The sequence below is a fragment of the Oxynema mangrovii CENA135 genome (genome assembly GCF_016632315.1).
Classification (GTDB): Bacteria; Cyanobacteriota; Cyanobacteriia; order Cyanobacteriales; family Laspinemataceae; genus Oxynema; species Oxynema aestuarii.
This window is the reverse complement of record NZ_JAEOXH010000001.1, coordinates 2700312-2724545: the sequence shown is the minus strand read 5'-3', so window position 1 is coordinate 2724545 and position 24234 is coordinate 2700312. Positions and strand designations below refer to the sequence as shown.

Sequence of the window (24234 nt, the reverse complement as noted above, 5' to 3'; positions counted from 1 at the left end):
TGAACTTCTCTTAAGGTTGGCTGCGGTCGGAGTGGACGTGGTTGAGGGTTCCCATCACGTCGATCCCGAGAGTGCGATCGACGCGATCGAGGAATTGGCGGACCATTTCGGGATAGGCGTTGACGAGACTGGCGATCGTTTTGCCGTCGCCGTTGTCGATGACGTTAATTTCTTTTAAGTGAACTTTTTGAGGAATTTGCGACGCCTGACGCAAGACCATTTCGATCTGTTGTAAGAGAAAGACTTCGGAGGCATCGGCTCCGGCTTCGCGCCAAATTTCGGAGAACATATCGTTAACTTGAGCCGCAGCTTTGGCATTTTCGGCCAAACTGGCCGCTTCGCCGCGTGCTTGCAGTTCGCTGGCCAAACGGCGGGCGTCGGCGGGGAGTACCTCGTCGGCTTCGAGACGGAGACGTTCGAGTTCGGCGCGCACTTGTTGCAGGAGTTGTTCGGCTTTGGCGCGGGCTTCTTTGGCGGCGGCGATCGTGCGTTCTTCTTCCGATCGCGCCTGCTGTTCGAGTTCGGCTTGAATCTTTCTCAGTTCGTTTTGTTTTTGCTGGATCGAGGTTTGGGCTTGGGTTTTAGAGACTTCCGACTGTCGTTCGCACTGGGCCTCGACGCGATCGGCTTCCCCTTTGGCGTCGGATTCGGCGATTTCGGCATCGCGGACGATCGCGGCAATTTGGCGGCGACCGATGGAGTTGAGATAGTCTACTTCGTCGGAGACGCTTTGGATTTTGAGGGTATCGAGTTGCAAGCCTAATTTGGCGAGGTCGTCGCGGACGTCGGCGGCGATGCGTTCGGCAAATTCGAGACGGTCTTCGTTGAGTTGTTCTGGGGTGAGGGTGGCGACGACGCCGCGCAAGTTACCTTCGAGGGTTTCGCGGGCGACTCGGGCGACTTCGGTGCGGGAACGGTCGAGAAAGCGTTCGATCGCGTTGCCGACGATCTCGGGATCGCTGGCGATTTTGACGTTGGCGATCGCCTGAATTTGCAGGGGGGTTCCCCCTTTGGAATAGGCGTTTTTGACTTCGACGGGAATCGGCATCGTGGTCAAGTCCATGCGCTTGACGGTTTCTAAGATCGGGATGCGGATCGCCCGCCCGCCAAAAATGACCCGATAGCCGACGGTGCCGTGTTTGGTGCGTCGTTTGAATCCGGATAAAATTAGAATTTCATTGGGTTTGCAAATAGACAGAAAGGTGTTGAGAAACCAGATGAATAATAAGGCAAAAAAAATGCTTCCGGCGATCGGTAAAGCCGTTTCGAGGTCTTGTTGAAATTGGCTTTTTTCTCCAGAGGTGACGTTTTCTTGTCCGACTTGGGCGATTTCAATCCATTGGGATCGATCGTTATCAATATGTTGGATCATTGTTGTTAGGGACGATTTTTAATCGTAAACTCTCGACTGGCGATCGCTTATTCTCCTTCTTCCGACGGCACGACCCAAACCGTGCTGTTTTTCATGCCGATAATGAAGGTGCGATCGCCTCGGGAAAAAGCGCGATCGCTGTCGGTATAAGCGCTCAAGGAAAGTGAAGTTCCTTTGATCTTGAGATTGACTTTTCCTTTGCTGTCGCGATCGAATGGAATTTCGACGATCGCCGACTGGCCCATGAGGTCTTCGGGGCGCACGAGGCTATCGGCTTGCGATCGCTGCAAGTAGCGCAGGATCGAGGCGATCGCCGAACCGCACAGCAGACCGACGACGATCGCCACGAGGAAGACGACACTGCCCGGTAAGCTGGGGTTGAGTTTGGAGAGTACCAGTCCGCTCAACCCGAAAAAACAACCGCCAAACGTCCAAAATTTGAGGCTGGAAAATGGCAAACTGACGAGGGTTTGCAGCCAATGGCTTCGGGTGTCGCTTGCTTGGGTTCCGTCGGCAGTGGTTCCGTCTTTGAGTTCTAAATCCGGATCGAATTCGATGCCGAACTCGACTCCATCCAACCCCGCGATCGCCCCCAAAGCGACGAACAGTCCGCCGACAACAAAGCAGATGGTATAGATCGCGTTCATGTTAAAAGGTTGAGTCTCGATCGAAGATCTACTAACAATTTTGACAAAATAAACTCGCAGGCAGTACGGATGTAAAAAAACTTAGTCAAAACCGACGGCAATCACCCGTTTTGTTGTCGATTTGGCGGCAGGGCGATCGTGGCAGCTAAAATGATTTCGATCGCGGAATTTTTAATCGAGATGGCGAACGGAGATCCGGTGCGATTTGCCGGAACGATCGGGGGGCAAAGGAGGAAGGAAATTCTCATCCATCGCCGTTGAGAAGGGGGTAAAAGTTTAAAACTTTGCTGCAAGTTGGGCTCCCTCGACGGGCGGATTCGGAGGGGGGCGAGGCGGTGGCGATCGAGAGGAAGCGCGCGCTATAAGTATTGATACAAGGGTATTTGAGCGAACCAGCGATCGTCTTCGGAGTCGCGATCGGCGAACGCGAAAGCCTCTCCAGAGGAGAATCGCCCCCACGAAGAGGACACGCTTCACAAAACCTCTCAAAAAGTAAATTGTCTGCGAGTCAATGGACAAGTTAATGGGGGGATGATTTAGGATGGCAACAGATGGGGTGCGCCGTATAAAAACAAAAGTACAATTGAGACACCGGAAAAATTTTTCTTCGTCCGAGGAAACGACCGCTCGCTTTGGCGTAGCCCGCACCCTTGCCAGCTCAAAAATTTTAAGGATTGACAAACAGGTTGAAACAACAGGAGCAAGAGGCTTTCACTCGGTTCGAGATGGCGTCCAATAGGTGAAAGAGTCAGATCTATCAGGATGGGGTTTATGTACGGACATGGGGAGTCACCGAGAAATCCAGAAGGGTTCAATCGCTCGCGATTGGATGCCGATCCGATGCGTCTCGTTTCGACAATTTTTTTCAATTTATCTACGGATTTATTCGCCATTGCGGGAACGGACGGCTATTTTAAGCGGTTGAATCCGGCGTGGACGAAAATCCTCGGCTGGACGAACGAACAGTTAATGGGTCGTCCCTGGATCGAGTCGATCCATCCGGAGGATCGCCCCACCATCGAAGGGACGTTAAACGAGCGCGGACCGTCGAAATTCTCCTTTGAAATCCGCTTTCAACACCAAGATGAAAGCTATCGCTGGCTTTCCTGGAAAGGCTCCCAATATCCCGACGGACTGACCTATATTGTCGCGCGCGACATTACCGAGAAAAAACAAATCGAAGCGGCTTTGCGCCAAAGCGAACGGCAATATCGTTCCTTGGTCGAAACGTCCAAAGATTTGATCTGGTCGGTGGATTTAGACTACCGTTGGACCTTCGTCAATCAGGCGGTGCGGGAGATTTACGGTTGCGATCCGAGTGAAACGATCGGGCGATCGTTCCTAGAACGAGTCCCGCCGGAACAACAGCCGAAAGATTTAGAAGTTTTTGAGAAAATCACCGCCGGAGAACCGTGTTTGCGCTACGAAACCGAACACCGACGGGCCGACGGAACCCCGGTTTATTTGATTTACAATGCGATCGCCGTGTACGACGAAACGGGTCGGGTCATCGGGACGACGGGGACGGCGACGGATATCACCGAACGCAAGCAGGCGGAAGCCGCACTGCGCGCTTCCCAACAAAAACTCGCCATTCACGTCGAACGCACGCCGTTAGCGGCGATCGAGTGGAATCTCAATTTTGAAGTCACCGACTGGAATCCGGCGGCGGAACTGATGTTCGGCTACAGCCGCCGGGAAGCGTTGGGACGTCAGGCTCTCGATTTATTGGTTCCCGAACAGGCCAAACCCCTCGTCGCCAACGTGTTGCAGGCGCTGATCGAACAAAAAGGCGGCACGCGATCGACGAACGAAAATCTCACGAAGTCCGGAAAGACGATCGTGTGCGAGTGGTACAATACCCCCTTAGTCGATGGGAACGGCACGATTATCGGCGTGGCTTCTTTAGTTCAGGATGTCACCCAACGGGTCGCCGCCGTGACGGCGCTGCAACAAAGTGAGAGTCGCTTTCAGAAGTTGGCGGCGAACGTTCCCGGCGCGATTTATCAATTTCTCAAGCGAAGTGACGGCTCGATTTCCTACCCGTTTATTTCCTTCGGTTGTCAGGACTTGCTGGAAGTGCCGCCGAAAACGATCCGCAACCATCCGGAGGCGATCGTCGAACTGATTCATCACGAAGACCGTCCCAGTTACGAAGAGTCCGTGGCGGAATCGGCGCGAACCTTGCAGCCGTGGACGTGGGAAGGGCGGTTTATCACCCCTTCGGGAAAATGCAAGTGGTTGCAATTTGCCTCGCGCCCGGAGAAACACGACAACGGCGATATCTTGTGGGATGGCTTGGTGATGGATATTACCGATCGCAAAGAAGCGGAAGCGGCAGTTACCCAAAGTGAGGCCAAATGGCGATCGCTGATTCAAAACAGTTCCGACGCGATCGCCATTCTCGAAGCCGACGCCACGATCCGCTACGCCAGTCCTTCCGTCGAAGGCATTTTAGGCTTTAAAGTGCCGCAGTTGGTCGGTCGAGATTTCCTCGCTTTCGTCCATCCGGAAGACCGCGATCGCGTCCGCCACGCCTATCAAACACTCTGTGGCGACCCCCGCACGACCTTGCAAATCGAATACCGCCAACAGCACGCGAACGGGTCGTGGTTGTATATGGAGTCTGTCGGCTGTAACTTGCTCGACGAAAGTGCGATTGGCGGTTTGGTGGTCAACTCGCGCGATATCAGCGAACGCAAACTCGCGGAACAGGCGCTCAACCAAGCCAACGCCGACCTGGAACGACGGGTCAACGCGCGCACGGCAGAATTACGCAGCAGCCTCGAACAGTTGCGCGTCGAAATTGTCGAGCGCGCCCACGCGGAAGAAGCCCTACGCGCCAGCGAGCAGCGCTTTCGGGCGATTTTTGAAGATGCGGCGATCGGGATTGCGGCGATCGCCCTCGACGGTCGCATTCTCGACAGCAACCCGGCCCTGCAGGAAATGTTAGGCTACAGTGCCGAGCAGTTGCGCGAGAAAACCAACGAAGCACTGACCGATCCCGACGATCTCGCGATCGAAAGCGCCCTGAGAAAAGAGATCGTCAGTGGACGCAGGGATTACTATCAGATCGAGAAACGCTTTCTATGTCGGGAAGATCGGCGCATTTGGGTCCGCTTGAGCGTGTCCCTGGTGCGCGACGGACGCGGTAATCCCCAATTCGCGATCGGGATGGCGGAAGATATCACCGCGCGCAAACAAGCGGAAGCGGAATTGATTCTCACCCGCAAAGCCGTGGAAAGTTCGAGCGACGCGATCGCGATCGCCGACGGCGACGGTCGCTATTTGTATCAAAATGCCGCCTTTTGCCAACTGTTCGAGTACGAGACTCCGGAACAACTCAACGACGCAGGCGGTCACGACTTGCTCTATCAAGACCCCCAACTCGCCCGAGACGTGTTCGAGACCGTCACTCAGGGGCGATCGTGGAGTGGGGAAGTGCTCGGGAAATCGAGAGGCGATCGCACCATCCCCACCTTACTGCGCGCCGACGCCATCAAAGACGCCTCCGGTCAAATCGTCGGACTCAGCTTTACCAGTACCGACATCTCCCACCGCGTCCACGCCGAGGAAAAACTCAAACAAGCCCTCGCCGCCGCCGAAACCGCCAATCGGGCCAAAAGTGCGTTTCTCGCGAACATGAGTCACGAACTGCGCACCCCTCTCAACGCGATTATCGGCTACAGCGAGTTCCTCTGCGAAGAAATGGAAGACCTCGGTTACGACGACCTCATCGGCGATCTCGACAAGATTAAAACCGCCGGAAAACACCTGCTCGCCTTAATTAACGATATTCTCGATATTTCCAAGATCGAAGCGGGTCGCATGACCCTTTACGTGGAAGAATTCGACCTCGAAGTTCTGATCGACGAAGTCTTCAGCACCGTTCATCCCGCCGTCGAGAAAAAGAACAATACCCTCAAACTCGAATACGACCCCGACGCCATCCCCACGATGACCGCCGACATTACCAAGGTCCGCCAAATTTTGCTCAATTTACTCAGCAACGCCGCTAAATTTACCGAAAATGGCACCATTACCCTCTCGGTCGAGAAAGAGGCGATCGCCCCCGACGGCGAAGACCGCGAGGGATTTGTGATTTTTAGCGTTAAAGATAATGGGATCGGCATGAGTCCGGAACAACTCGACAGCATCTTTCAAGCCTTCGCCCAAGCTGACGCCTCCACCACCCGCAAATTCGGCGGGACGGGCTTGGGATTGGCGATCAGCCAGCGCTACTGTCAGATGATGGGCGGTCATATCACTTGTGATAGCGAATTTGGCAAAGGTTCGGTGTTCGTCGTCCGCCTGCCCTTGCATTTACCGACGGACGCTTAGAGACTGTCGATCGAGAAAATATAAAAAACCCCTACTGGACACAATGGAAACGTCGAGAGAGTTGCGGTTTTTATAAACAGTCTCTTAAGCTATAGCATTTTCCTCTGCTATGCAAGACATTGAGATCCCCCTAAATCCCCCTTAAAAAGGGGGACTTTCCTGGTTCTCCCCGCAATCCCCCCTTCGCCCCCCTTTCAAAGGGGGGCGAAGGGGGGATAGGGGGATCGGTACTGTACCTCATCAGACGCCCGAGTGCTGTATCTGCTTTGAGTGATGTCGAGGGTTCGATCTACGGTTGAATTCAACGGCGATTGCACTAGATTGGACTCAATTGCACTTAGACACGCCAACGGCGATCGCCCCGTGATTGCGCCAAACGAAATCTGAGATAATCAATACCCTAATCTCTAGATTCGAGGAAAACGCGATGCGACTGTCACAAATGTTCTGGGTGACCCAACGGGAAGACCCCGCCGAAGCGGAAATCCCCAGTCACAAACTCTTGCTGCGTGCGGGTTACATCCGTCGGATCGCGAGTGGGGTGTATGCTTATTTGCCCTTGATGTGGCGGGTTTTGCAAAAGGTCTCGCGCATCGTTCGCGAAGAAATGGACGCCACGGGGGCGCAAGAATGCTTGTTACCGCAGTTGCAACCGTCGGAGTTGTGGAAAGAGTCGGGACGCTGGGAAACTTACACGAAGGCGGAAGGGATCATGTTTTCCCTGATCGATCGCCAAGACCGGGAAATGGGCCTCGGACCGACCCACGAGGAAGTGATTACGGCGATCGCCCGCGATTCGATCCGATCCTACCGTCAGTTACCCTTACACCTGTACCAACTGCAAACAAAGTTTCGCGACGAAATCCGCCCCCGCTTCGGGTTGATGCGCGGTCGCGAATTCATCATGAAAGATGGCTACTCGTTTCACGCCGACGAGGAGAGTTTGAAGCAAACTTACGCCGACATGGATCGCGCCTACCGTAATATTTTACGGCGCTGCGGCTTGGAATTTAGAGCGGTCGAGGCGGATTCCGGGGCAATCGGCGGTTCCGGATCCCAGGAGTTTATGGTACTCGCCGATGCAGGGGAAGACGAGGTCTTGTTCACCGAAGATGGGAAATATGCCGCCAATGTGGAAAAGGCGGTTTCCCGGTGCGCGGATGCGGAACCTTCGCCGTTCGCCCGCTACGAAAAGCGCGAAACCCCGGGAACGGAAACGATCGCCAGCGTCTGCGAGTTTCTGAACTGTTCGCCGACTCAGGTGGTCAAAAATGTCCTCTATCAGGTGGTTTACGATAACGCTACGGTGGCGTTGGTGTTGGTGAACATTCGCGGCGATCGCGATGTCAACGAGGTTAAACTGACCAACGAACTGACGAAGTTGGGCGATCGCTTCGACGCCAAAGCGGTGTTAGCCCTCGAAGTGCCTTCTGCGGAGGCCCAGCAGAAGTTGATGGCGAAACCGTTACCTTTGGGCTATATCGCCCCGGATTTAGACGACAGCTATATCGCCGCCAGCAAAGAGGTGCATCCGAAATTCCTGCGTCTGGTCGATCGCACTGCTGTGGATCTGAAGAACTTCGTTACCGGGGCGAATGAGAGTGGCTGTCACGTGGTCGGTGCCAATTGGGGGGTGCAGTTTGCCTTACCGGAGTTGCAAGTAGACGTGCAGAAAGCGACGGCGGGCGATCGCGCGGTCCACGACCCCAGCCAGATCTTACAAAGTGCGAGGGGGATCGAGGTCGGCCACATCTTCCAGTTGGGGACGAAGTATTCCCAAGCCTTGGGCGCGACGTATACGAATGAAGACGGGGAAAATCTGCCGTTAGTGATGGGGTGTTACGGGATCGGCGTGTCCCGCTTGGCTCAGTCTGCGGTCGAGCAGTCTTACGATAAAGATGGGATCGTTTGGCCCGTGGCGATCGCGCCGTATCACGCGCTGATCGTGATGCCCAATGTTTCTGACGAGCAACAAGTCCAAGTGGCCGATCGCCTCTACCGGGAATTGACCGAATTGGGCGTGGAAACGTTGTTAGACGATCGCCCGGAACGGGCCGGAGTCAAGTTTAAAGATGCCGATCTCGTCGGGATTCCCTACCGGATCGTCACCGGGCGATCGCTGAAAAATGGGAAGGTGGAAGTGGTCGATCGCTGCTCTAAAGCTTCTCAGGAACTGGCGATCGAAGATGTAGCCCGGACGGTCAAACAGTGGGTTGACGAGGCGATCGCGCCATCGAAGTAATCCCGAGGCGGGCAGTTTGCCCGCTTTTCACCTCCAGCTAAATCAACATGCGATCGCATGAACTTGGGTGTCGCCAAAATCGGTCTTAGAATAGCGGCGATCCTTTGCAGCCTGGAATCGTACTTATGGATGTCAACGAATTGCGCGATCGCTACGCCCGAGGCGATCGGGATTTTAACGGAATCGATCTCACCGGAGCGAACTTAGCCGACCTCAGCCTTTACAAAGCCTCCTTAAAAAATGCCTGCTTGACCCGCGCCTCCCTCACCGGGGCAGACCTGCGCGGCGTCAACTTGCAAAGCGCCAACTTAAGCGGCGCCTTAATGAACGGCATTTCCTTAACCGGATCCGACTTACGCAACGCCGACTTGAGCGGCGCCTCCTTGCGCGAAGCCGACTTATTCCGCACCGACTTATCCGGTGCTATCCTCAAAGGCGCCGACCTCCATGAAGCCGACCTGCGCGAAGCTACCTTATGGGATGCGGATCTCAGCGAAGCCTCATTGTGCGAAACTGACTTGCGCAATGCCTGTCTCAATGGCGCCAACTTGCACAAAGCCGACTTACGCGAAAGCCAGTGGTACAGCACCTCCCTAGTGCGCGCCAACTTGCACGAAGCCGACATCCGAGATGCCGATCTCACCGGGGCAAACTTGCAAGGCGCCACCCTTCCCGACGGGACGCCGCACGAATAAGACTCAAATCCGGCTATCGATAGCCGGATTTGAGGTTGCAAAGCCTTTCAAATTTGAGATTCAAAATTGAGGGAATTTAAAACAAGTTTTTTTGTCTCCGGTTTGCCGATGATTTTTAATTTGGCGATCAATCATTAAAATACAATAGATTTCAAATCAAACAGATCTCTAAAAAATCTTTTAAGTTCGTTGTTTTTGATGATATATTTATCCATTCTTATTCAGAGAGAAAATCAACATTTAATCCTTTATATAGAATGTTTCAGAAAGAAGGGATTGATTCAATACGAGACCGCCTTATTCAGAGAGAAAATCAACATTTAATCCTTTATATAGAATGTTTCAGAAAGAAGGGATTGATTCAATACGAGACCGCGAGAGCAAAAAAGAAAGCCGATAAAAGATTCCAAAGTAGGGGCGAAAAATTTTTCGCTCCTACTTTCTTTGCGATGATTCAGCAACACCCTACATAGACACTCCCCATATTCCAACTTAACCGCGTATGTTATACGCATCTTCAAGATAATGAGAGTAATTGAGGGTGAGGATATCATACTGCCGTCTGCTGACAGACGATCCAGATCCATCAATAGTTTAGAAAAATAGTATTACATAGTTGTTCGGTTTTCTTGCATACTTTTATGATACAAAAATTAACATACTTCTGATTGAATTGAACTGGGCTGTTATGAGATAATTCGATTGTTGTCTTCTTGAGTGACGTTACTACTTAAGTGAGAACTAAAAAATCCCACAATCTCAAAAGCTGTATGGCTTTTCTCCAATCCATGAGGTAACCGCGAATAGTAAAATCTCCCTTGTTAAGGGAGATTTATGGATTTTCTGTTTACTCTTGCTTAATTGGAAATTGCGAATACTAAAATTCTGTTTTTTCAGAAAAATATACAAGCAGAAAATATCTTGAGAGATTCGTATGATTGATTATGCCAATCTTTGTCATTAAGGTTTCTTAAGTTCAACATCCATAAATCGATCCAAGGATATTCCAAGAAAATGAAAAGTACAAAACAAGTAATTTCGATTGTATTAACTTTGTTTGTTTGGTTGAATTTTAATGTATTTTTTAGTCCTACAGCACTAGCAGATACAATTCCAATAAGAGCTGATTTTTCAGATGCTTGGTTGGATAAAAGCCAATGGCAAGCTATGAATTTTGGAACTGTTAAAGACTTTACAATAAAATCTTTAGATTGGGTTAAAGATTCATCACAAGTAAAAGAAATCGTCGATCGAACTCTTGAATCTAGTTCCACTATTATGGATAGTTCTATCGACTTTTTCAAGACAAGGCTACCAGATCGAGAGCGTCTATTAGAAGGAATCCCAGATTTACTAGAAAAGAAAGAAGTTGTCAAAAAACTTTTATCGGACACAAAAAATCAAATTTATACCACCTTGTCTCCTGAAAAACTAGCTGTCGATATTGAAGTTTTTGTTAATGAGGCATCAAAGTATGGAAATAGCTTACAAAACATCGCTAATCAGAAAATGTCTGATACTTTAATTGAAAGTCAAGAAGTAATGACTTTAGCGTTTAAAGCAATAGCATCTACAAAATTAGATCGAAAAGCACTTCAGAGCGCCAAATCTTTTTTAAATGCTGATGCTGCATTGATATGTCAAGCCTATTTAGATCATAAAAATGGTGTTGACAATTCAAAATGGAATACCTTAGTAAAAGGAAGTGGAACGACTTTCACTATCCTTCAATCCATTACATCTGCGTCGGCTGCGGGGGCAGGAAATTTAGCAAGTTATGCTGGTATAGCTTCGGCTGTATCTCAACTCGGCTTAGGTGGAGTAACGACGACCTTAGCAGGTTTCTTAGGTAGTAATGCGACAGGTGCAGCAGCAACAGCCGTGGTTACATCGGCAGTAGGAGGTCCAGTAGTGATGGGTACGTTATTAGCTGGTGGAGCTGGCGTCGGTGCTTATGGCAGTTATAAGTTAGCCGTGTTTGTTGCTGAAAAAATGGGGGACTGGGCGGAACAGACTTGCCAAGGATATGATTCTTAAAGAACGTTAGTTCAGGTGAAGGCCACGATAGCAATCCTATCTGAGTTGTAAAATTGATTAGAGAGCAAGTATCCCCGGTGAATCTTGGGGTCTTAATTCACTGATGTAACCTGTCATTCCCGTGGCAACAGGAAATCTATTCACTGAAGAGTTGACTCTATCAAGAATTGGCTTTAGATTCTATCTCCCAATCGTTCCAACTGATTTAGGATTGCTATACCGATGAATCGAGTATTTGCTTACGGTTCAAATCTGGATCCGCAACGATTGAAATTGCGCGCGCCTTCTTGGGATGGAACCTTTAAACGCGCGCGATTACCGCAGCGAGAACTACGTTTTAATAAGCGGTCTTTAAAATACGGAGTTGCCGCTAATATTTTTCCCCATCGACATCGAAGTGTTTGGGGAATTGTTATCGAACTGAATAGAGAAGATTTAGCGGCGATCGATCGCTGTGAAGGATATCCCATTCATTACGATCGCCTCTCCACTCAGTTATTTCTCGACGATCGCCGGGAAATTTCTGCTTACGTGTATCGAGCCAATGCCGAGTTTATTTTAGAAGGAAAAACCCCCAGTTCGGACTATCTCGATTACGTTGTTCGCGGCGCTCAAGCTTGCAGTTTACCGGAAGACTACATTCGGGCGATCGCCCGTTTGGGAAAAACTGAGTCATCGGTAAAGTAAATGGGAAATATGGTCTGGATCTTTCTATTGTGCCGAAGTAGGGGTTTGGCAACCAAACAGGGGTTTGGCAACCAAACAGGGGTTTGGCAACCAAACAGGGGTTTGGCAACCAAACCCCTACTAGATTTTTTTATATTTTCTTTATAACAAGTCTCTAATACCATTTTTAACAAAGAATGAGAGAGATCGAGGATTTAGAAAAATAGTATAATACCTTATTCAAACACAGAACAAAAAAATGGCATCGATCGCCGATGCCACGAGAAATAAACTTGTAGAAAAATCAACCAAATCTTCAGAACCAATCAGGCACCGACCGCTTCTTTAGCGGCATACATCACTTCGAGAGTAATCTCATCCATGCCTCGTTCGCGGGCGAATTTCTCCGTATTGCGCTTGACTTTACCGCGCACAAAACCGGGAACTTTATTTAATTCCGCTCGAGCATCTTTGGTCCAGTTCAGATCGGAATCGGCAGAAATCCCCTTGTGAATCGCTTCTTTGGTATCGTGACCGCCGAAAATTTCGAGCAAGTGATCTTCCATTCCCAAGGTGAAGGAGTTGTAAATCAAATCGACAATTTGATTCGCGCCTTCATAACCGACAAACGGTTTGTAACCGACGGGGAAGTTTTGAATGTGAATCGGGGCCGCAATCACGCCGCAGGGAATATTCAAGCGCTTCCCGACATGGCGTTCCATTTGGGTTCCGAAGATCGCCGAGGGTTCGAGACGGGCGATCGCATCTCCAATCGCTCCATTATCGTCGCTAATCAGAATTTCGTCGCAATATTCGCTCACTTGTTCCCGGAACCAGTCGGCATCATATTTGCAGTAGGTTCCCGCTAAGACGACGTTAATCCCCATTTCGCGGGCGAGAATTTTGGTAATCGCGACGGCGTGGGTACTGTCGCCGAAGACGACGGCTTTTTTACCCGTGAGGTTCTGACAGTCAATCGACCGAGAGAACCAGGCGGCTTGAGAGACAAACCGGGTTTGATTGTCGATGTACTCTTCGTAATCGACGTTACCGCCTTGCTGATTGATAACTTGCTGGATTTTGCGGAGGCAACGCGCGGTTTCGACGATTCCCATCGGGGTGATGTCGATGTAGGGCATCGAAAATTCTTCTTCGAGATACCGCGCCGCGATGAGACCGATTTCGCGATAGGGAACGAGGTTAAACCAGGCGCGGGTGAGGTTTTTGAGGTTGTGAACGCAAGCGCCTTCGGGAATAATTTCGTTAATTTCGATGCCGAGATCGGCCATCAGGCGCTTGAGTTCGGTGGTGTCGTGGTTGTTGTGGAAACCGAGGGTGGTCATCCCGATGATGTTGACCGAGGGTTTTTCGCTTTTACCTTCGGGAAGTTCGCCTTTTTTCTTGGCTTTTTCGAGGTAGTAGCGGACAATTTGACCGAGGGTGCGATCGGCGGCTTGCAGTTCGTTGACGCGATAATGGTTGACGTCGGCAAGCATGACGTCGCCTGTAGCTTCGAGTTGGGCGCGTTCGACGAAGTTGGCGAGGTCTTCTTGCAGGATGCTGGAGGTGCAAGTCGGGGTGAGAACGATCAGATCCGGTCGTTCTTCTTTATCTTTACGGACGATGTTATCGACGACTTTTTCTTGAGAACCGCGCGCGAGGACGTTGCGATCGACGATACTAGCCGTTACTGGGGTAAAGTCCCGTTCCCGTTCTAACATCGATCGCATGACGTTGAAGTAGTCGTCGCCGAGGGGGGCGTGCATGATCGCGTGAACGTTTTTGAAGGAACTGGCAATGCGAAGGGTGCCAATATGCGCGGGACCTGCATACATCCAGTAAGCCAATTTCATACGGTATTCTCCCTTGTGTGGATTTTTTGGGTGGATTTCTCAGGTGGATCGAACTCGGCCTGGGGGTGAGTTGGGTTTGGCGTCGGAGGTGTTATCCGAATCGCGATTTCTAGGGTAAAACTAAAACAACTTTTTAATTGTTTTGTGCAAATAATCTTAATTTTTGGGTTGGCTAATTCTACGGTTTAGGCTTTCGATGGCGAAGGGAAACTGTGCGGGCGATCGCGGTTTCTGGCGGCGCTTTTTGGCGAGGGAATCAGTTAAAATACTCACGGAAAAATACCTAAAGCAGGTTGAGAATGGGCGATCGCGCCCTGCCTTTCGGTCTTTCAGTCAGGCTAATTGTGAATTGAAGTGAAGTAAATTTTCAATTGTTTTTATTAAAACTTAATTTAAAATTATTGTTTATTTTTAATGTTTTTTAATGTTTTGAAGTTAAAAACCGATGATTTTTATGCGATCGCGCGCCCTTGTCGATCGCGCGCCAAAGAGCGGAGGGGCAAATTTTCGCCCCTCCTGGTAATGACGATCGAAAAATAAACAAGGGATAGGTCGGCGATCTAAGTTTCTAAAGCCGCCCGTTGGGCCACAAATAATTCTTGCATTCCCTTTTCGGCGACATCCAAAATGCGATCGAGCTGGGCGCGGCTAAAACTGCCTTCTTCGGCGGTTCCTTGCAATTCGACGATCTCCAGGCGATCGTTCATGACGATGTTGCAGTCGATCTCGGCGGCGACATCTTCGGTGTAGTTCAAATCGAGATAGGGTTCGCCGTGTAATAAACCGACGGAGATCGCGGCGATTTGGTGGCGGATCGGCGATCGCGCCAAGGCTCCGGCGGCGACTAATTTATCCATCGCCATCGCCAGGGCGACAAAACCGCCTGTAATCGCCGTGGTGCGGGTTCCGGCGTCCGCTTGCAAAACGTCGGCATCGACGATCGCCGTGCGTTCGCCGAGGGCTTCCAAATCGAGGGCGGCGCGCAAACTGCGTCCGATCAAACGCTGAATTTCTTGAGTGCGTCCGGACAGTTTCATCAGTTCGCGGCTTTGGCGTTGGGGGGTGGCGCCGGGAAGCATTCGATATTCGGCGGTCAACCACCCTTGTCCCTTCCCTTCTAAAAATTTGGGGACGCCATCCTGGATGCTGACAGTACATAACACTTGGGTATCGCCGCAGCGCGTCAGCACGGAACTGGTGGCGAAGCGGGTGAAATCTTTTTCAAAGGTAATCGGACGCAGGCGATCGGATTTTCGACCGTCGGGACGCTGCCAATTCATAATTGAGATCGAGCTGTGAAGGTTGACGAGTGGGAGGAGTGGGTAACCGATGGCGCGATCGCGCGCTCCTCAAGGTTGAGGGGCAATCCGGCCTAAAATTTCTTGGTGAACCTCTTGTGGGGAGCGATCGCCGTCAACGGTGACGAGGCGATCGCGATAGTCGTAATATTCCAAAATCGGGATCGTGCGTTCCTCGAACAGTTCGATCCGACGGCGGACAATTTCCGGCGCGTCGTCGCTGCGACTGGCTTCGCGATTGAGACAGCGTTCCATCAACACCGATTCCGACAATTTCAACCAAATCGCCCAATCGACGCGCTGTCCGGATTGGTCGAGTAAAAAATCGAGTTCTTCCGCTTGGAAGGCGGTGCGCGGGTAGCCGTCGAGTAACCAACCCTTGAGCGCGTCCGGCTTTAAAAGGCGCTGCCGGATCAGCTCGATCGTCGTCGGATCGGGGACGAGTTCGCCTTTGTCGAGATAGGGCTGCGCCTGGCGCCCCAACTCGCTTTGCTCGGCGATCGCCGAACGGAAAATTTCTCCCGTCGCAATCCACGGAATGTCCAAATGACGGCATAACAACTGAGCTTGGGTTCCTTTACCTGCTCCTGGCCCGCCGAGAATGACCAATCTCACTAACTCAAGCGGCTTTGACCGCCCACAGTCTTCAGAACCCATAAGCATAGCCATCCTTTTTGTGAATAGGTTGACAGTATTTGTGATTAATCCCTGCCACTCTTCCCGATTGGGTCACAATATCAAAATTGCCTGACGCACGGCACCAAACCCGCCCCAGGTAAGGCAAATATTCTCGAACTTCGTAGCCGTGTAATTCCCCTTGCTGGGACTCCACCCCTGCGATTTGAGGATTTTGGAACCGTCGCAGGTCAAACCGGACTAATTCCCGAGCAATGCTGCTCGTAGGAGCAAGCTGACGAACTCGGTTGACCCAAGTCAGAACCGTGTCTACTCGATGCTGCAATGACGGGGCCAGCCAGCTTTGAGGACGAGTCCGATTGAGAAATCGTGCTTGGCGATCGCGAGTTTGGCGATTTCTTCTGCTTCGTCGCGATTGAGGACGGGACAGCAGTGCTTCTTTTATTCCTTCCTTTATGGGTTCTCCTCGATGTTGCAATTGGGCTCCACAAATGATTGAGTTGCCTTGCTTAATTGCAATTCCTGCAGTTTTGGAACCCGGATCTAGTTTGAGTTCTAGGTCTTGTACGGGAGCATCAGGATGCGCTTGTTTGAGGATGATGGTGAATGGATAGCGGCGAAACACCGCAGCTTTTCCTGTGTTGAGGAGGTGACGCGCGCTTCCCGGGTGAACTGGATCTAAGGGTCGCTTGTTCGTATCAATAACCAATACAAGGTTGGACATTGAAGGTCTCCGTAAAACGGGTAATGTTTTCCTCGCCCATGTTTTTGAGGCTTGTTCGGCTAACGACACGACCTTACCTTTCGTAAAGTTGTTCGATCGTTAGCGACCGAGCTACCAACTGGAAAGCATTCGTAGGTGTCATGACGTTAGAAACGGAGTCAGGTAAGACTTAGGCGGGTCAGCTTACTGAAGGTCAGGGGTGAAGCCGCATCACTGAGCGTGCGGGGTGCCGACTCCTGATTTGACCCAAAGATGATGTTCGCAATTCTCTCAATATTTGGTCTCAATAGTGGTTTGATTTCAGGCGATCGCCCCAGACTAGCTCATTCTACTCTAGGTTCCGGATGCGGCCAAATCGAATCTGCAATCTGAGAAGCCACGGCAGCCCCGGGCGATCGCCATAGCATAAATTTGTACATCTAGTGTTATCTTCCACAACATTTCCAATACAGTACACTACATATTGTTTGCTTATGTTGCCAGATCTGCCACTTTTGCTTTAAGTAGATCTACCATCAAGATCCAAATACTGATTACGACGTCGCCTTATGGTTGCACAGCTTGAAACCTCGGTTCTCGATAAGCCTTGCCGTTTTCCCTATACCGTGGAAGGACTGATCCAAGTCTTTACAGGCAGCCACCGCAGCTTTTTCACCAACGTGATGGCTCAAGCGCTGCAAATTGCCGGACAGGGAACAAAAGTTTTAGTCGTTCAGTTCCTCAAAGGCGGGATCGGTCAAGGTCAGGAGCATCCCGTCAAACTCGGCCAAAATTTAGAATGGATTCGCTGCGATCTGCCTCGCTGCATCGATACCCCCGAGTTAGACGAGATCGAAGCTCTATCCTTGCGCCAGTTGTGGGACTACACCCAGAAAATTTTGCTCGCCGGGGAATATTCCCTCGTGGTCTTGGACGAGTTAAGTTTGGCGATCAATTTTGGTTTGATCCCCGAACAAGAGGTTTGCGATTGTTTGCAAAAACGCCCGGGTCACGTGGATGTGATTTTAACCGGGCCGGAAATGCCTCAAAGTCTTTTAGACCTCGCGGATCAGATTACGGAAATTCGCCGCAGTCACCGACCGTAGAGAGCGGGTGGGAAGTGGGGAGGTTCAAGGCGAAAGGGGCAAGTCCCAAGTCTGTAGGTCCCTCGTGGCGATCGCCTCTCCCTCCATCGAAACCCTCAACCCTAAAATCTCCGCTCCCCCTTCTCGATTCCCTCAATCTAAACTCTAAACTCTCAAATCTCAAAGAAGCATTCGGTTAAATACGATTTGCGACTCAACCCTAGGTTTAACCGAATGCTTTTTTGGCGGTGCGATCGCCTCGGCATCCGGTTGCTTCCTAACGTTTGATTTCTTGCCAAGCGCGGATCGCTTGCCAGATAAAAATTCCGGCGACGACTAAAGTAAACGCAACCTGGAAAATGAATCCGTTAGAAACAGGAAGTTCGGCTAAGAGCATAAATTTTAATCGACATTTTAATCGACGACAACTATATAGCAATCCTAAATCATTTGGGCGTTCCCTCGGCGTCTCCCCAGGAGAATCGCCCGTCGCTATCACTCATCGCCGCCTTCTTCCTCCTCCCCCTCACTTTCGCGCAACGCTCGCCGCGCCAACTTCGCGTAAGTTTTCACCGTTTCGTAAGGTAACTCTAAATCTCGGGCGATCGCCTGTAACGATTCCCCCGTTTCTCGGCGCGCTAAAATCGTCGCCCGAGTGCGCGCCGTCTTCTCGATCTGCTCGACGCGAACCTTTCCCAAGCGCTGGCGTTGGGCCATAAAAACATCGGTCAAATTAGCGATCCGTTGGGCGAGTCGTTCTTCGACCGGGGTCGTTATCGGTTGTTCCTCTTCTTCTAACAGCCATCCCGATCGCGTTTGCCCCAAACCGAAGGTCGTTTTATGTCCCGTGCCACAGTAAGGCGCCAGCGCACTTAATGTATAAAACAAGCGGGCGAACTCTTCCGGCTCGTTGCGTTTCGCCAACCCCAAATCGATCGCCCCGGTAAATCCGGTAACGCTGCCTCGCTTGCCCCCCGGCACTTTCACCGATTCGATCCGGTGACGGCGAATCAACACTTCGGAATCGACCCAGTTTAAAAAGGGGTCGGCTTCCACCGGAATTCCGGAAAAATCGTTCCAACGACGCAGGTAAGAATGAAACAAATTATAAGGAACGGGGAGGGGAAAGTGATATCCCTTGCGGCGAAAACTGGTAGGCGAAAGGAACGTCAATTTAACGCCCCGTCCGGGCAAACTGACCGATTCGAGCAATTCTCGATAGGTGGTGGGGGCGAGAAACAGTTCGGTACTGTCGATTTTAAGCGGGGCTTTGTTAATTTCGACGCGCCCGGGGAGGCGATCGAGCCAAACGTGCAGGAATTGAGTGACGGAATGAGAGAGTCCGGTAACATACCAGCGATAGGTCTGTTCGGGAATCAGGTGTAACTGTCGTTCTCCCGCTTGAAACGGACCGTCTAAGGCGGAAACGGTAAAGGCTTTTTCCGAGGGATCGTCGTGCAGTCGGGCGGAGAGGGTCGGGTCAAACTGTCTCACTTGCGCCAGAAACCAAGCGTGCAGGGCGATCGCGTATTGCGGAAACAGGGCGTCGGAACTGACGGGTTTCAGGTTGAACTGCACTCCTACTAATTCCGTTTCGTCGGGCCAGTGGAGCGCTAATTTTCGAGTCGGTCGGCGTCGTTTGCGAGGAGAAGAAGTAGAAGTCATGAACGCGATCGAGGGTGGAGTTCGGCGTCGAGCGGTGGGTTGAGAGAGGGTGGATACAATGGTGAGAACGGCGATCGATTAATTTTGTTGATAATAGGTTAACTCTTGTCGGGCTTCGCGCGCCATTTGTTCTCGCAGGGAAAGCGGTAAAATCACTTCGCCATTCGGTCGCCAATCGCGCAAGCGCATCAACACGTTGATATCGCCCTCGCGAATCCAGGCGCGATAGTAGGCGTCTTTGGGGGAGCGGCGATCGATCAGTTGCAACATCCGTTCTCGTTCCCCGGGGTCTTTGAGTTCCCGACGGATTAACTCGGGTAGTTGGGAATGGGCGATCGCCTCGAAGGTCTGATGGCGCAAGGTATCGTCTACATAACGACGGGCAAAAGCGCGGGGAAATCGCATCAGTAATAACTGGCGCGGTAAGTAAAAATTGAACCCCCAAGCGACGCTTAACTCCCGGCGAATGGTGGCGGCGTTGGGCAGTTCTCCGGTTCGGCGTAGTAGTTTTAACTTGCGCGGGATTTGCGGGTCGCCCCAGGGGAGAATCGTGAGGCGATCGCTGGCGATGCGATCGAGGCGGTAGTTATGCCAGTTGAGAACGCCGTCGGGATCGAGTCCGTAAGCGCTCAAATATTTTGCCCGACGCACGTAGTGCAGGCAGACGGGATAGGTGACGATCGCCACCGTGTCCCCCTCGGCCAGATTGTAGTCGAAACAGACTACCCCCGACGATGGCGTTTGCCACAGTCGTTCGAGTTGTTCTTGGTACGTATCTACCCGGTCTTGGGTTGCTGCGGAAAGGATATAGTCGAGGTGGATAAAAATGCGGTCTTCGTCGGGCATCGCTAAGGTGGGAGGCGCGTTGGATGCCAGGTTTTCCCACAATTTTTCGATAATAATTTCGAGGTTGGGCTGCACGAAGGAGACCGATTCGAGAATCGGGAGCAATTGGCGAATTTGGCTCGGGTTTAACAGGGTTTGTTCTTCCTCGCTGTTGACGACGGGGGCGAGTTGGGGCCACTGTTCCGGGGAGACACATTCAAATTTGCCGCGATGGACGTGTTTGAGCCAGCCTAGATGAGCCAGTTGCTTTAAATCGTCGCGAATCGAGCGATGTACCGTGGCAAAAGGGCGATTTTCGAGCAGTTCGTCGAGTTCTTGGGCGCTGAGTCCGCTTTGATACTGGGTTTCGCTTTCCCAGACCGATTCGGAGAGGTTCCATTGGGGAGCAAAGATTAATTCGCGGGTGCTGCGGTGGCAGATACAACGGCGATCGCTGCATTGCGCCGTCAGTTCTTGGGCAGTGCTGGCGTCGCTTTTGCCGTGGGTGAGGGCGAACAGGCGATCGCGCACGTCCCGATAGTGGAATTTGTTCGGGAGGGATTCGGACCAGTTCGGTTGTTGTCCGTAGAGGCGATCGAGCAACACCCACAGTCGCACGGCCCGCAGCAGTCGCGTGCCTAACTGTCCGGCGGCGAGTCCTTGTAAAACTTCTGTAGTCGGTTGCAGTGTAAGGGTTTGAGGCATATTTAGAAGACCCCTTTTCCATGTCATCGTTATAATAACAGGGAATGAAATTAAATGCAGGAGTACAAATGACGATGGCACAGACCACAAACCGGGGCGTGCAGTTCAAACTCAGTCGGGGTCGCACCCGTGAGGGATTGGACTATCAAGTGTTGGCGATCGAACTGACCCGACCCGATCGCCTCGTCAGTCCCGAGGATCTCGGGGCGATCGAATTGCCGCCCGGCATCGATACCCGGGTTGGCGTGGCGATCGACGGGCGCGGACCGATCTGGTTATACGGGTACTTAATTCACGAACTCCATCCCACCGCTTGGGTCGCCTGTAACGACCCGCGTATTGGTGCGATCGTCATCGCCACTCACACTAAAGGGGTTCGGGTCGGTCAAATTCTCCAGTTAGGTCAAGTGACCGATACTTTAAATCCGGCACTGATGGTAGTCGGTCCGCCAGATAGTGGTAAAAGTGTTTTTTCTCATCGGTTATTTCAGAGCCTAATTGAGGTAAACTCAAATATATATTTGCAAAGAGCAAATTGGGACGGGGAAGGCAACTATACTCTAGAATTGCCCCCGGATCTCGATGCAGAAGGGTTTAAAGCGACGAATAAGGGGGAGTTGAGCGATCGCTTTTTTCCCTATCACGCCCGTGCGATCCTCGAACTCCGACGTCAAAAAGCACTGACGATCGTGGATGTCGGCGGCATGGTTCAGCCGGAAAAACAGCCGATTTTGGAGGCATGTACTCACTATTTGATTATTAGTTCCCAACGGGATGCGGTGGATAACTGGCACGAGTTTTGCCGCGATCGTGGAAATTTAACCCCAGTCGCAGTGATTCATAGCTCTTTGGAGGAGGTCGAAATCGTCCACCAGCAACAACCGTTTATCGAAATGACCTGTGGCCCGTGGATTCGCGGCCAATCTCGACCGATTCCCCAGGGATTGATGGAGAGGATACAAAGCCTGTTCTCGATCTAAATTCAAGTCTCAACATCAATTCTCAACGTCTATTCTCAATCGACGTTCCGCCAATCTTATTGCTTTTTTAAGTTTAGACTTATGAACCGCTCTCAAGCTCATCAAGAAGCCTTATCGATCGCCCAACAAGCCGTCTCAATTCTGGCGAAATGGGTCGGTATTGTTCCGGCGATCGATCCCTTTGCTCCGCGCACAAAAGCTGTAGACGTTGTTAGCAAATTACTCGGCTGGCCTGCAACCATCGAGCAGAGTGGTTCTGAGGACTTAATTAAACCGTTGCGCGTTCTGTTTGATGCGGTTAATTTATCCGATCGCTCCGATTCCGATCGCCCCATTCAAAACTACTGGCCTGCCAGCTATTTGAAAGATCGAGAAGTTTATCCCCCGGTTCCGTACCCTCAAACCGATCGCGCTGCGATCGCAACCTTAAAAGAACCGATTCGAGAGGCAATCGCCGCTTTAACTGCAGAAGATTGGCAGAACTTTTCTCTACTCCTACTCATCTTAGAAAAATTTGGGTCTCATGTTAGTTTTGGAGCCGACGATAATGTTTCTTTAATCGATTTTACCCGAACCACCGCCGCCGTAGCGGCTGCATTAGCTGACCATCCGGACGCGAGTCAGTTAAGCTTAGTTAACGGAGATTTATCGGGAATTCAGACCTTTATTTACACCATTTCTTCCGATGGTGCCTTAAAATCTCTACGCGCTCGCAGTTTTTATTTAGAACTCGTCACTACCGAAGTAGTCGAGCAATTAATAGAGGTTTTGGATGTTCCGCGAACCAACGTTATTTATGCGGGTGGGGGAAACTTATATATTTTAGCGTCTGGAAGCAACCCGGAAGAAATTAATGTAAAAATTTCCCAAGTGCGCAGCCGTTTTAATCATTGGTTGAGAAAAATGTTTCAAGGTAAAATTTTTCTCGCCTTGGGTTACGTGACTTTTCCTACAGAGGCGATCGCCTCCGCCGAGTTTGCTCAATATTGGGAAAAAGCGACCAAACAGTTAGCACGACAAAAACTCCAAAAATTTAATAGCCAATTGAGCGATGTTTTGGAAATAAAACACGCTTACGATCCTTGTCGAGTCTGTCATCGGGACGATTTGCCAAGTCTCAAACCACTGAATAAAAATGAACCGGATTCTTCTCTCGCTTGCTGGACTTGTCGAACGATGTTTGACTTGGGGAGCAAGTTGTTTGAAGTCCAGGCGATCGCCCGCTCTAAAAAATCGAATATCAAGGGAGCGATCGATAGAATTAATTTCGGAGGAACTTATTACTATTTATTTGAAACTATCCAAAAAGCCCGCAAAGTTGTCGAAAATGCAAGCTACTTTTTGATTAACGACTGGGCGATCGAAGATTATCGACAAACCAATAGCAACTTAATGCTACTCGGTAACTATGGTTGTCGCATTCAGGATGAAGAAGAAAATAACCAAGAAACTTTTATTCATTCCCGCAGAATGGCAGACGTTTCTCAAGGAATCAAACGCTTTGCCTGTTTGCGAATGGATGTAGATCGCTTGGGGCAGATTTTTGCTAAAGGTTTAGGCAAAGATCAAACCTTACCCCGTCTCGCCGGACTCTCCCGACAAATGAGTTATTTTTTCAAAGTCTATCTCAACTCATTAGCGGCCAATCGTTCGCAGAATTTACCTGTTAATACGCAATGTTTGAGTACGGGCGATCGTCAAAATCTGCTGTTTATCTATGCCGGGGGAGACGATCTGTTCATCACGGGTTCCTGGAATGAAATTGTTGAATTTTCTTTCGATATTTATCAAGCTTTTCGAGCGTATACGGGTTACAATAAAGACATTACCTTGTCCGGTGGTATCAGCATTCATACCCCAAAATTTCCTCTTTACTTAGCTGCCAGTCATTCGGGAGAAGCCGAACATTCCGCCAAAGGAAACGGTCGCGATAGCTTAGGTTTATTCGGGCAAGTGTTTAAATGGTATGAGTGGCTCGGTTCCGATCTCTTAAAATCGACCAGCTCGGAGATTCAAGACTATCTCAAGCAAGAAGCCATCCCCGAATTATTTGGTATTTTCCCTCTGGTCAAAAAACTGCACGACCAAAAAATTGAACTCAGCTACGCTCGGAGTTTTATCCGCAATCTGCTCAATACCGCCAACCTGCAAGACCAACTCATCAAAGAGTTTGAAGACCGACACGACCAAAAAACTCAATATCCTAATACAGTTAACAATATTCGCTATGATATTCGCTGTTATCTCCACTTGCCGCGCATCGCCTATACCTTAACTCGGCTCCCTAAAGAAATTCGGGATCGTGACGAGTTTAAACCCGTGCGAACGTCGTTAAAAAATCCCCGTAATTCTCCTTATTTTAAGGCGATCGCTACCTGGCTAGAATTGTTGAATCGTAACGCTTAAAATGGCTAAACGAAACTCCAAATTGCAACCGCCCAAAAAACCGAACCCTCCCGTTCAAGTTTCAGCCTCTTCTCGAAA

Annotated in this window: 16 protein-coding genes and 1 pseudogene; 9 read left to right on the top strand and 8 right to left on the bottom strand. The window is 50.7% G+C overall.

Features of this window, described 5'->3' with window-relative positions; all coding sequences use genetic code 11:
• Window positions 1-10 precede the first annotated feature (10 nt).
• Together JJD41_RS10645 and JJD41_RS10640 are read right to left on the bottom strand one after the other, a co-directional pair.
• Entirely contained in the window at window positions 11-1372 is a 1362-nt protein-coding gene (locus tag JJD41_RS10645) for a flotillin family protein (RefSeq protein ID WP_200665899.1), read from the bottom strand.
• A 47-nt stretch (window positions 1373-1419) separates the two neighbouring features.
• Window positions 1420-2019 (bottom strand): NfeD-like protein, encoded by a 600-nt coding sequence (locus JJD41_RS10640; protein ID WP_200665898.1) that lies wholly within the window; start codon window positions 2017-2019, stop codon window positions 1420-1422.
• A gap of 138 nt (window positions 2020-2157) precedes the next feature.
• On the opposite strand from JJD41_RS10640, the gene JJD41_RS25325 reads away from it, so the two are divergent.
• The 6 genes from JJD41_RS25325 to JJD41_RS10615 all read left to right on the top strand — a co-directional run bounded on the left by JJD41_RS25325 (window position 2158) and on the right by JJD41_RS10615 (window position 12021).
• Window positions 2158-2280, top strand: coding sequence for a hypothetical protein (locus tag JJD41_RS25325; RefSeq protein ID WP_255547272.1), 123 nt, complete (start codon window positions 2158-2160; stop codon window positions 2278-2280).
• Between the two features lie 501 nt (window positions 2281-2781).
• Complete coding sequence (locus JJD41_RS10635; RefSeq protein WP_200665897.1) at window positions 2782-6360, top strand: PAS domain S-box protein; 3579 nt, start codon at window positions 2782-2784, stop codon at window positions 6358-6360.
• Between the two features lie 427 nt (window positions 6361-6787).
• Window positions 6788-8602: a proline--tRNA ligase gene (gene proS, locus JJD41_RS10630; protein ID WP_200665896.1), complete on the top strand. Its 1815-nt coding sequence runs from the start codon at window positions 6788-6790 to the stop codon at window positions 8600-8602.
• A gap of 125 nt (window positions 8603-8727) precedes the next feature.
• The gene (locus JJD41_RS10625; protein WP_168570359.1) at window positions 8728-9297 is read left to right on the top strand and encodes a pentapeptide repeat-containing protein; all 570 of its coding nucleotides are present in this window, start codon (window positions 8728-8730) and stop codon (window positions 9295-9297) included.
• Between the two features lie 1014 nt (window positions 9298-10311).
• Window positions 10312-11334, top strand: coding sequence for a hypothetical protein (locus JJD41_RS10620; protein ID WP_200665895.1), 1023 nt, complete (start codon window positions 10312-10314; stop codon window positions 11332-11334).
• Window positions 11335-11556: 222 nt separating this feature from the next.
• Window positions 11557-12021, top strand: coding sequence for a gamma-glutamylcyclotransferase family protein (locus JJD41_RS10615; RefSeq protein ID WP_200665894.1), 465 nt, complete (start codon window positions 11557-11559; stop codon window positions 12019-12021).
• Between the two features lie 305 nt (window positions 12022-12326).
• Here JJD41_RS10615 and bchB read toward each other — a convergent pair whose 3' ends face one another.
• The 4 genes and pseudogenes from bchB to iscB form a co-directional block, all read right to left on the bottom strand.
• On the bottom strand, window positions 12327-13853 hold the full coding sequence (gene bchB, locus JJD41_RS10610; RefSeq protein ID WP_200665893.1) for a ferredoxin:protochlorophyllide reductase (ATP-dependent) subunit B: 1527 nt from the start codon (window positions 13851-13853) through the stop codon (window positions 12327-12329).
• Window positions 13854-14413: 560 nt separating this feature from the next.
• Window positions 14414-15133 carry a ribonuclease PH gene (rph, locus tag JJD41_RS10605; RefSeq protein WP_200665892.1) on the bottom strand — a complete coding sequence of 240 codons (720 nt, stop codon included), beginning with the start codon at window positions 15131-15133 and terminating at the stop codon, window positions 14414-14416.
• A 69-nt stretch (window positions 15134-15202) separates the two neighbouring features.
• Entirely contained in the window at window positions 15203-15766 is a 564-nt protein-coding gene (locus JJD41_RS10600; RefSeq protein ID WP_200665891.1) for an adenylate kinase, read from the bottom strand.
• 166 nt (window positions 15767-15932) lie between these two features.
• A pseudogene (gene iscB / locus JJD41_RS10595) lies at window positions 15933-16511 on the bottom strand (RNA-guided endonuclease IscB); the annotation flags it as partial.
• 548 nt (window positions 16512-17059) lie between these two features.
• Here iscB and JJD41_RS10590 point away from each other — a divergent pair.
• Window positions 17060-17596, top strand: coding sequence for a P-loop NTPase family protein (locus JJD41_RS10590; RefSeq protein ID WP_200665889.1), 537 nt, complete (start codon window positions 17060-17062; stop codon window positions 17594-17596).
• 474 nt (window positions 17597-18070) lie between these two features.
• On the opposite strand, the gene cas6 is transcribed toward JJD41_RS10590, so the two are convergent.
• Both cas6 and JJD41_RS10580 read right to left on the bottom strand, forming a co-directional pair.
• Complete coding sequence (gene cas6, locus JJD41_RS10585; protein ID WP_200665888.1) at window positions 18071-19240, bottom strand: CRISPR-associated endoribonuclease Cas6; 1170 nt, start codon at window positions 19238-19240, stop codon at window positions 18071-18073.
• Between the two features lie 78 nt (window positions 19241-19318).
• On the bottom strand, window positions 19319-20770 hold the full coding sequence (locus JJD41_RS10580; RefSeq protein ID WP_200665887.1) for a TIGR03985 family CRISPR-associated protein: 1452 nt from the start codon (window positions 20768-20770) through the stop codon (window positions 19319-19321).
• 74 nt (window positions 20771-20844) lie between these two features.
• Between JJD41_RS10580 and crn3 the strand changes: the two genes are divergently transcribed.
• Complete coding sequence (gene crn3, locus JJD41_RS10575; protein WP_200665886.1) at window positions 20845-21750, top strand: CRISPR-associated ring nuclease Crn3/Csx3; 906 nt, start codon at window positions 20845-20847, stop codon at window positions 21748-21750.
• Window positions 21751-21831: 81 nt separating this feature from the next.
• Window positions 21832-24156 (top strand): type III-A CRISPR-associated protein Cas10/Csm1, encoded by a 2325-nt coding sequence (gene cas10 / locus JJD41_RS10570; RefSeq protein ID WP_200665885.1) that lies wholly within the window; start codon window positions 21832-21834, stop codon window positions 24154-24156.
• The last annotated feature ends 78 nt before the right edge of the window (window positions 24157-24234 follow it).

What these genes read in the sequence shown, in the direction of transcription:
- JJD41_RS10645 (WP_200665899.1), bottom strand. Translation starts at nt 1,372, where the DNA reads ATGATCCAACATATTGATAACGATCGATCCCAATGGATTGAAATCGCC.
- JJD41_RS10640 (WP_200665898.1), bottom strand. Translation starts at nt 2,019, where the DNA reads ATGAACGCGATCTATACCATCTGCTTTGTTGTCGGCGGACTGTTCGTC.
- JJD41_RS10635 (WP_200665897.1), top strand. Translation starts at nt 2,782, where the DNA reads ATGGGGTTTATGTACGGACATGGGGAGTCACCGAGAAATCCAGAAGGG.
- proS (WP_200665896.1), top strand. Translation starts at nt 6,788, where the DNA reads ATGCGACTGTCACAAATGTTCTGGGTGACCCAACGGGAAGACCCCGCC.
- JJD41_RS10625 (WP_168570359.1), top strand. Translation starts at nt 8,728, where the DNA reads ATGGATGTCAACGAATTGCGCGATCGCTACGCCCGAGGCGATCGGGAT.
- JJD41_RS10620 (WP_200665895.1), top strand. Translation starts at nt 10,312, where the DNA reads ATGAAAAGTACAAAACAAGTAATTTCGATTGTATTAACTTTGTTTGTT.
- JJD41_RS10615 (WP_200665894.1), top strand. Translation starts at nt 11,557, where the DNA reads ATGAATCGAGTATTTGCTTACGGTTCAAATCTGGATCCGCAACGATTG.
- bchB (WP_200665893.1), bottom strand. Translation starts at nt 13,853, where the DNA reads ATGAAATTGGCTTACTGGATGTATGCAGGTCCCGCGCATATTGGCACC.
- rph (WP_200665892.1), bottom strand. Translation starts at nt 15,133, where the DNA reads ATGAATTGGCAGCGTCCCGACGGTCGAAAATCCGATCGCCTGCGTCCG.
- JJD41_RS10590 (WP_200665889.1), top strand. Translation starts at nt 17,060, where the DNA reads ATGGTTGCACAGCTTGAAACCTCGGTTCTCGATAAGCCTTGCCGTTTT.
- cas6 (WP_200665888.1), bottom strand. Translation starts at nt 19,240, where the DNA reads ATGACTTCTACTTCTTCTCCTCGCAAACGACGCCGACCGACTCGAAAA.
- JJD41_RS10580 (WP_200665887.1), bottom strand. Translation starts at nt 20,770, where the DNA reads ATGCCTCAAACCCTTACACTGCAACCGACTACAGAAGTTTTACAAGGA.
- crn3 (WP_200665886.1), top strand. Translation starts at nt 20,845, where the DNA reads ATGGCACAGACCACAAACCGGGGCGTGCAGTTCAAACTCAGTCGGGGT.
- cas10 (WP_200665885.1), top strand. Translation starts at nt 21,832, where the DNA reads ATGAACCGCTCTCAAGCTCATCAAGAAGCCTTATCGATCGCCCAACAA.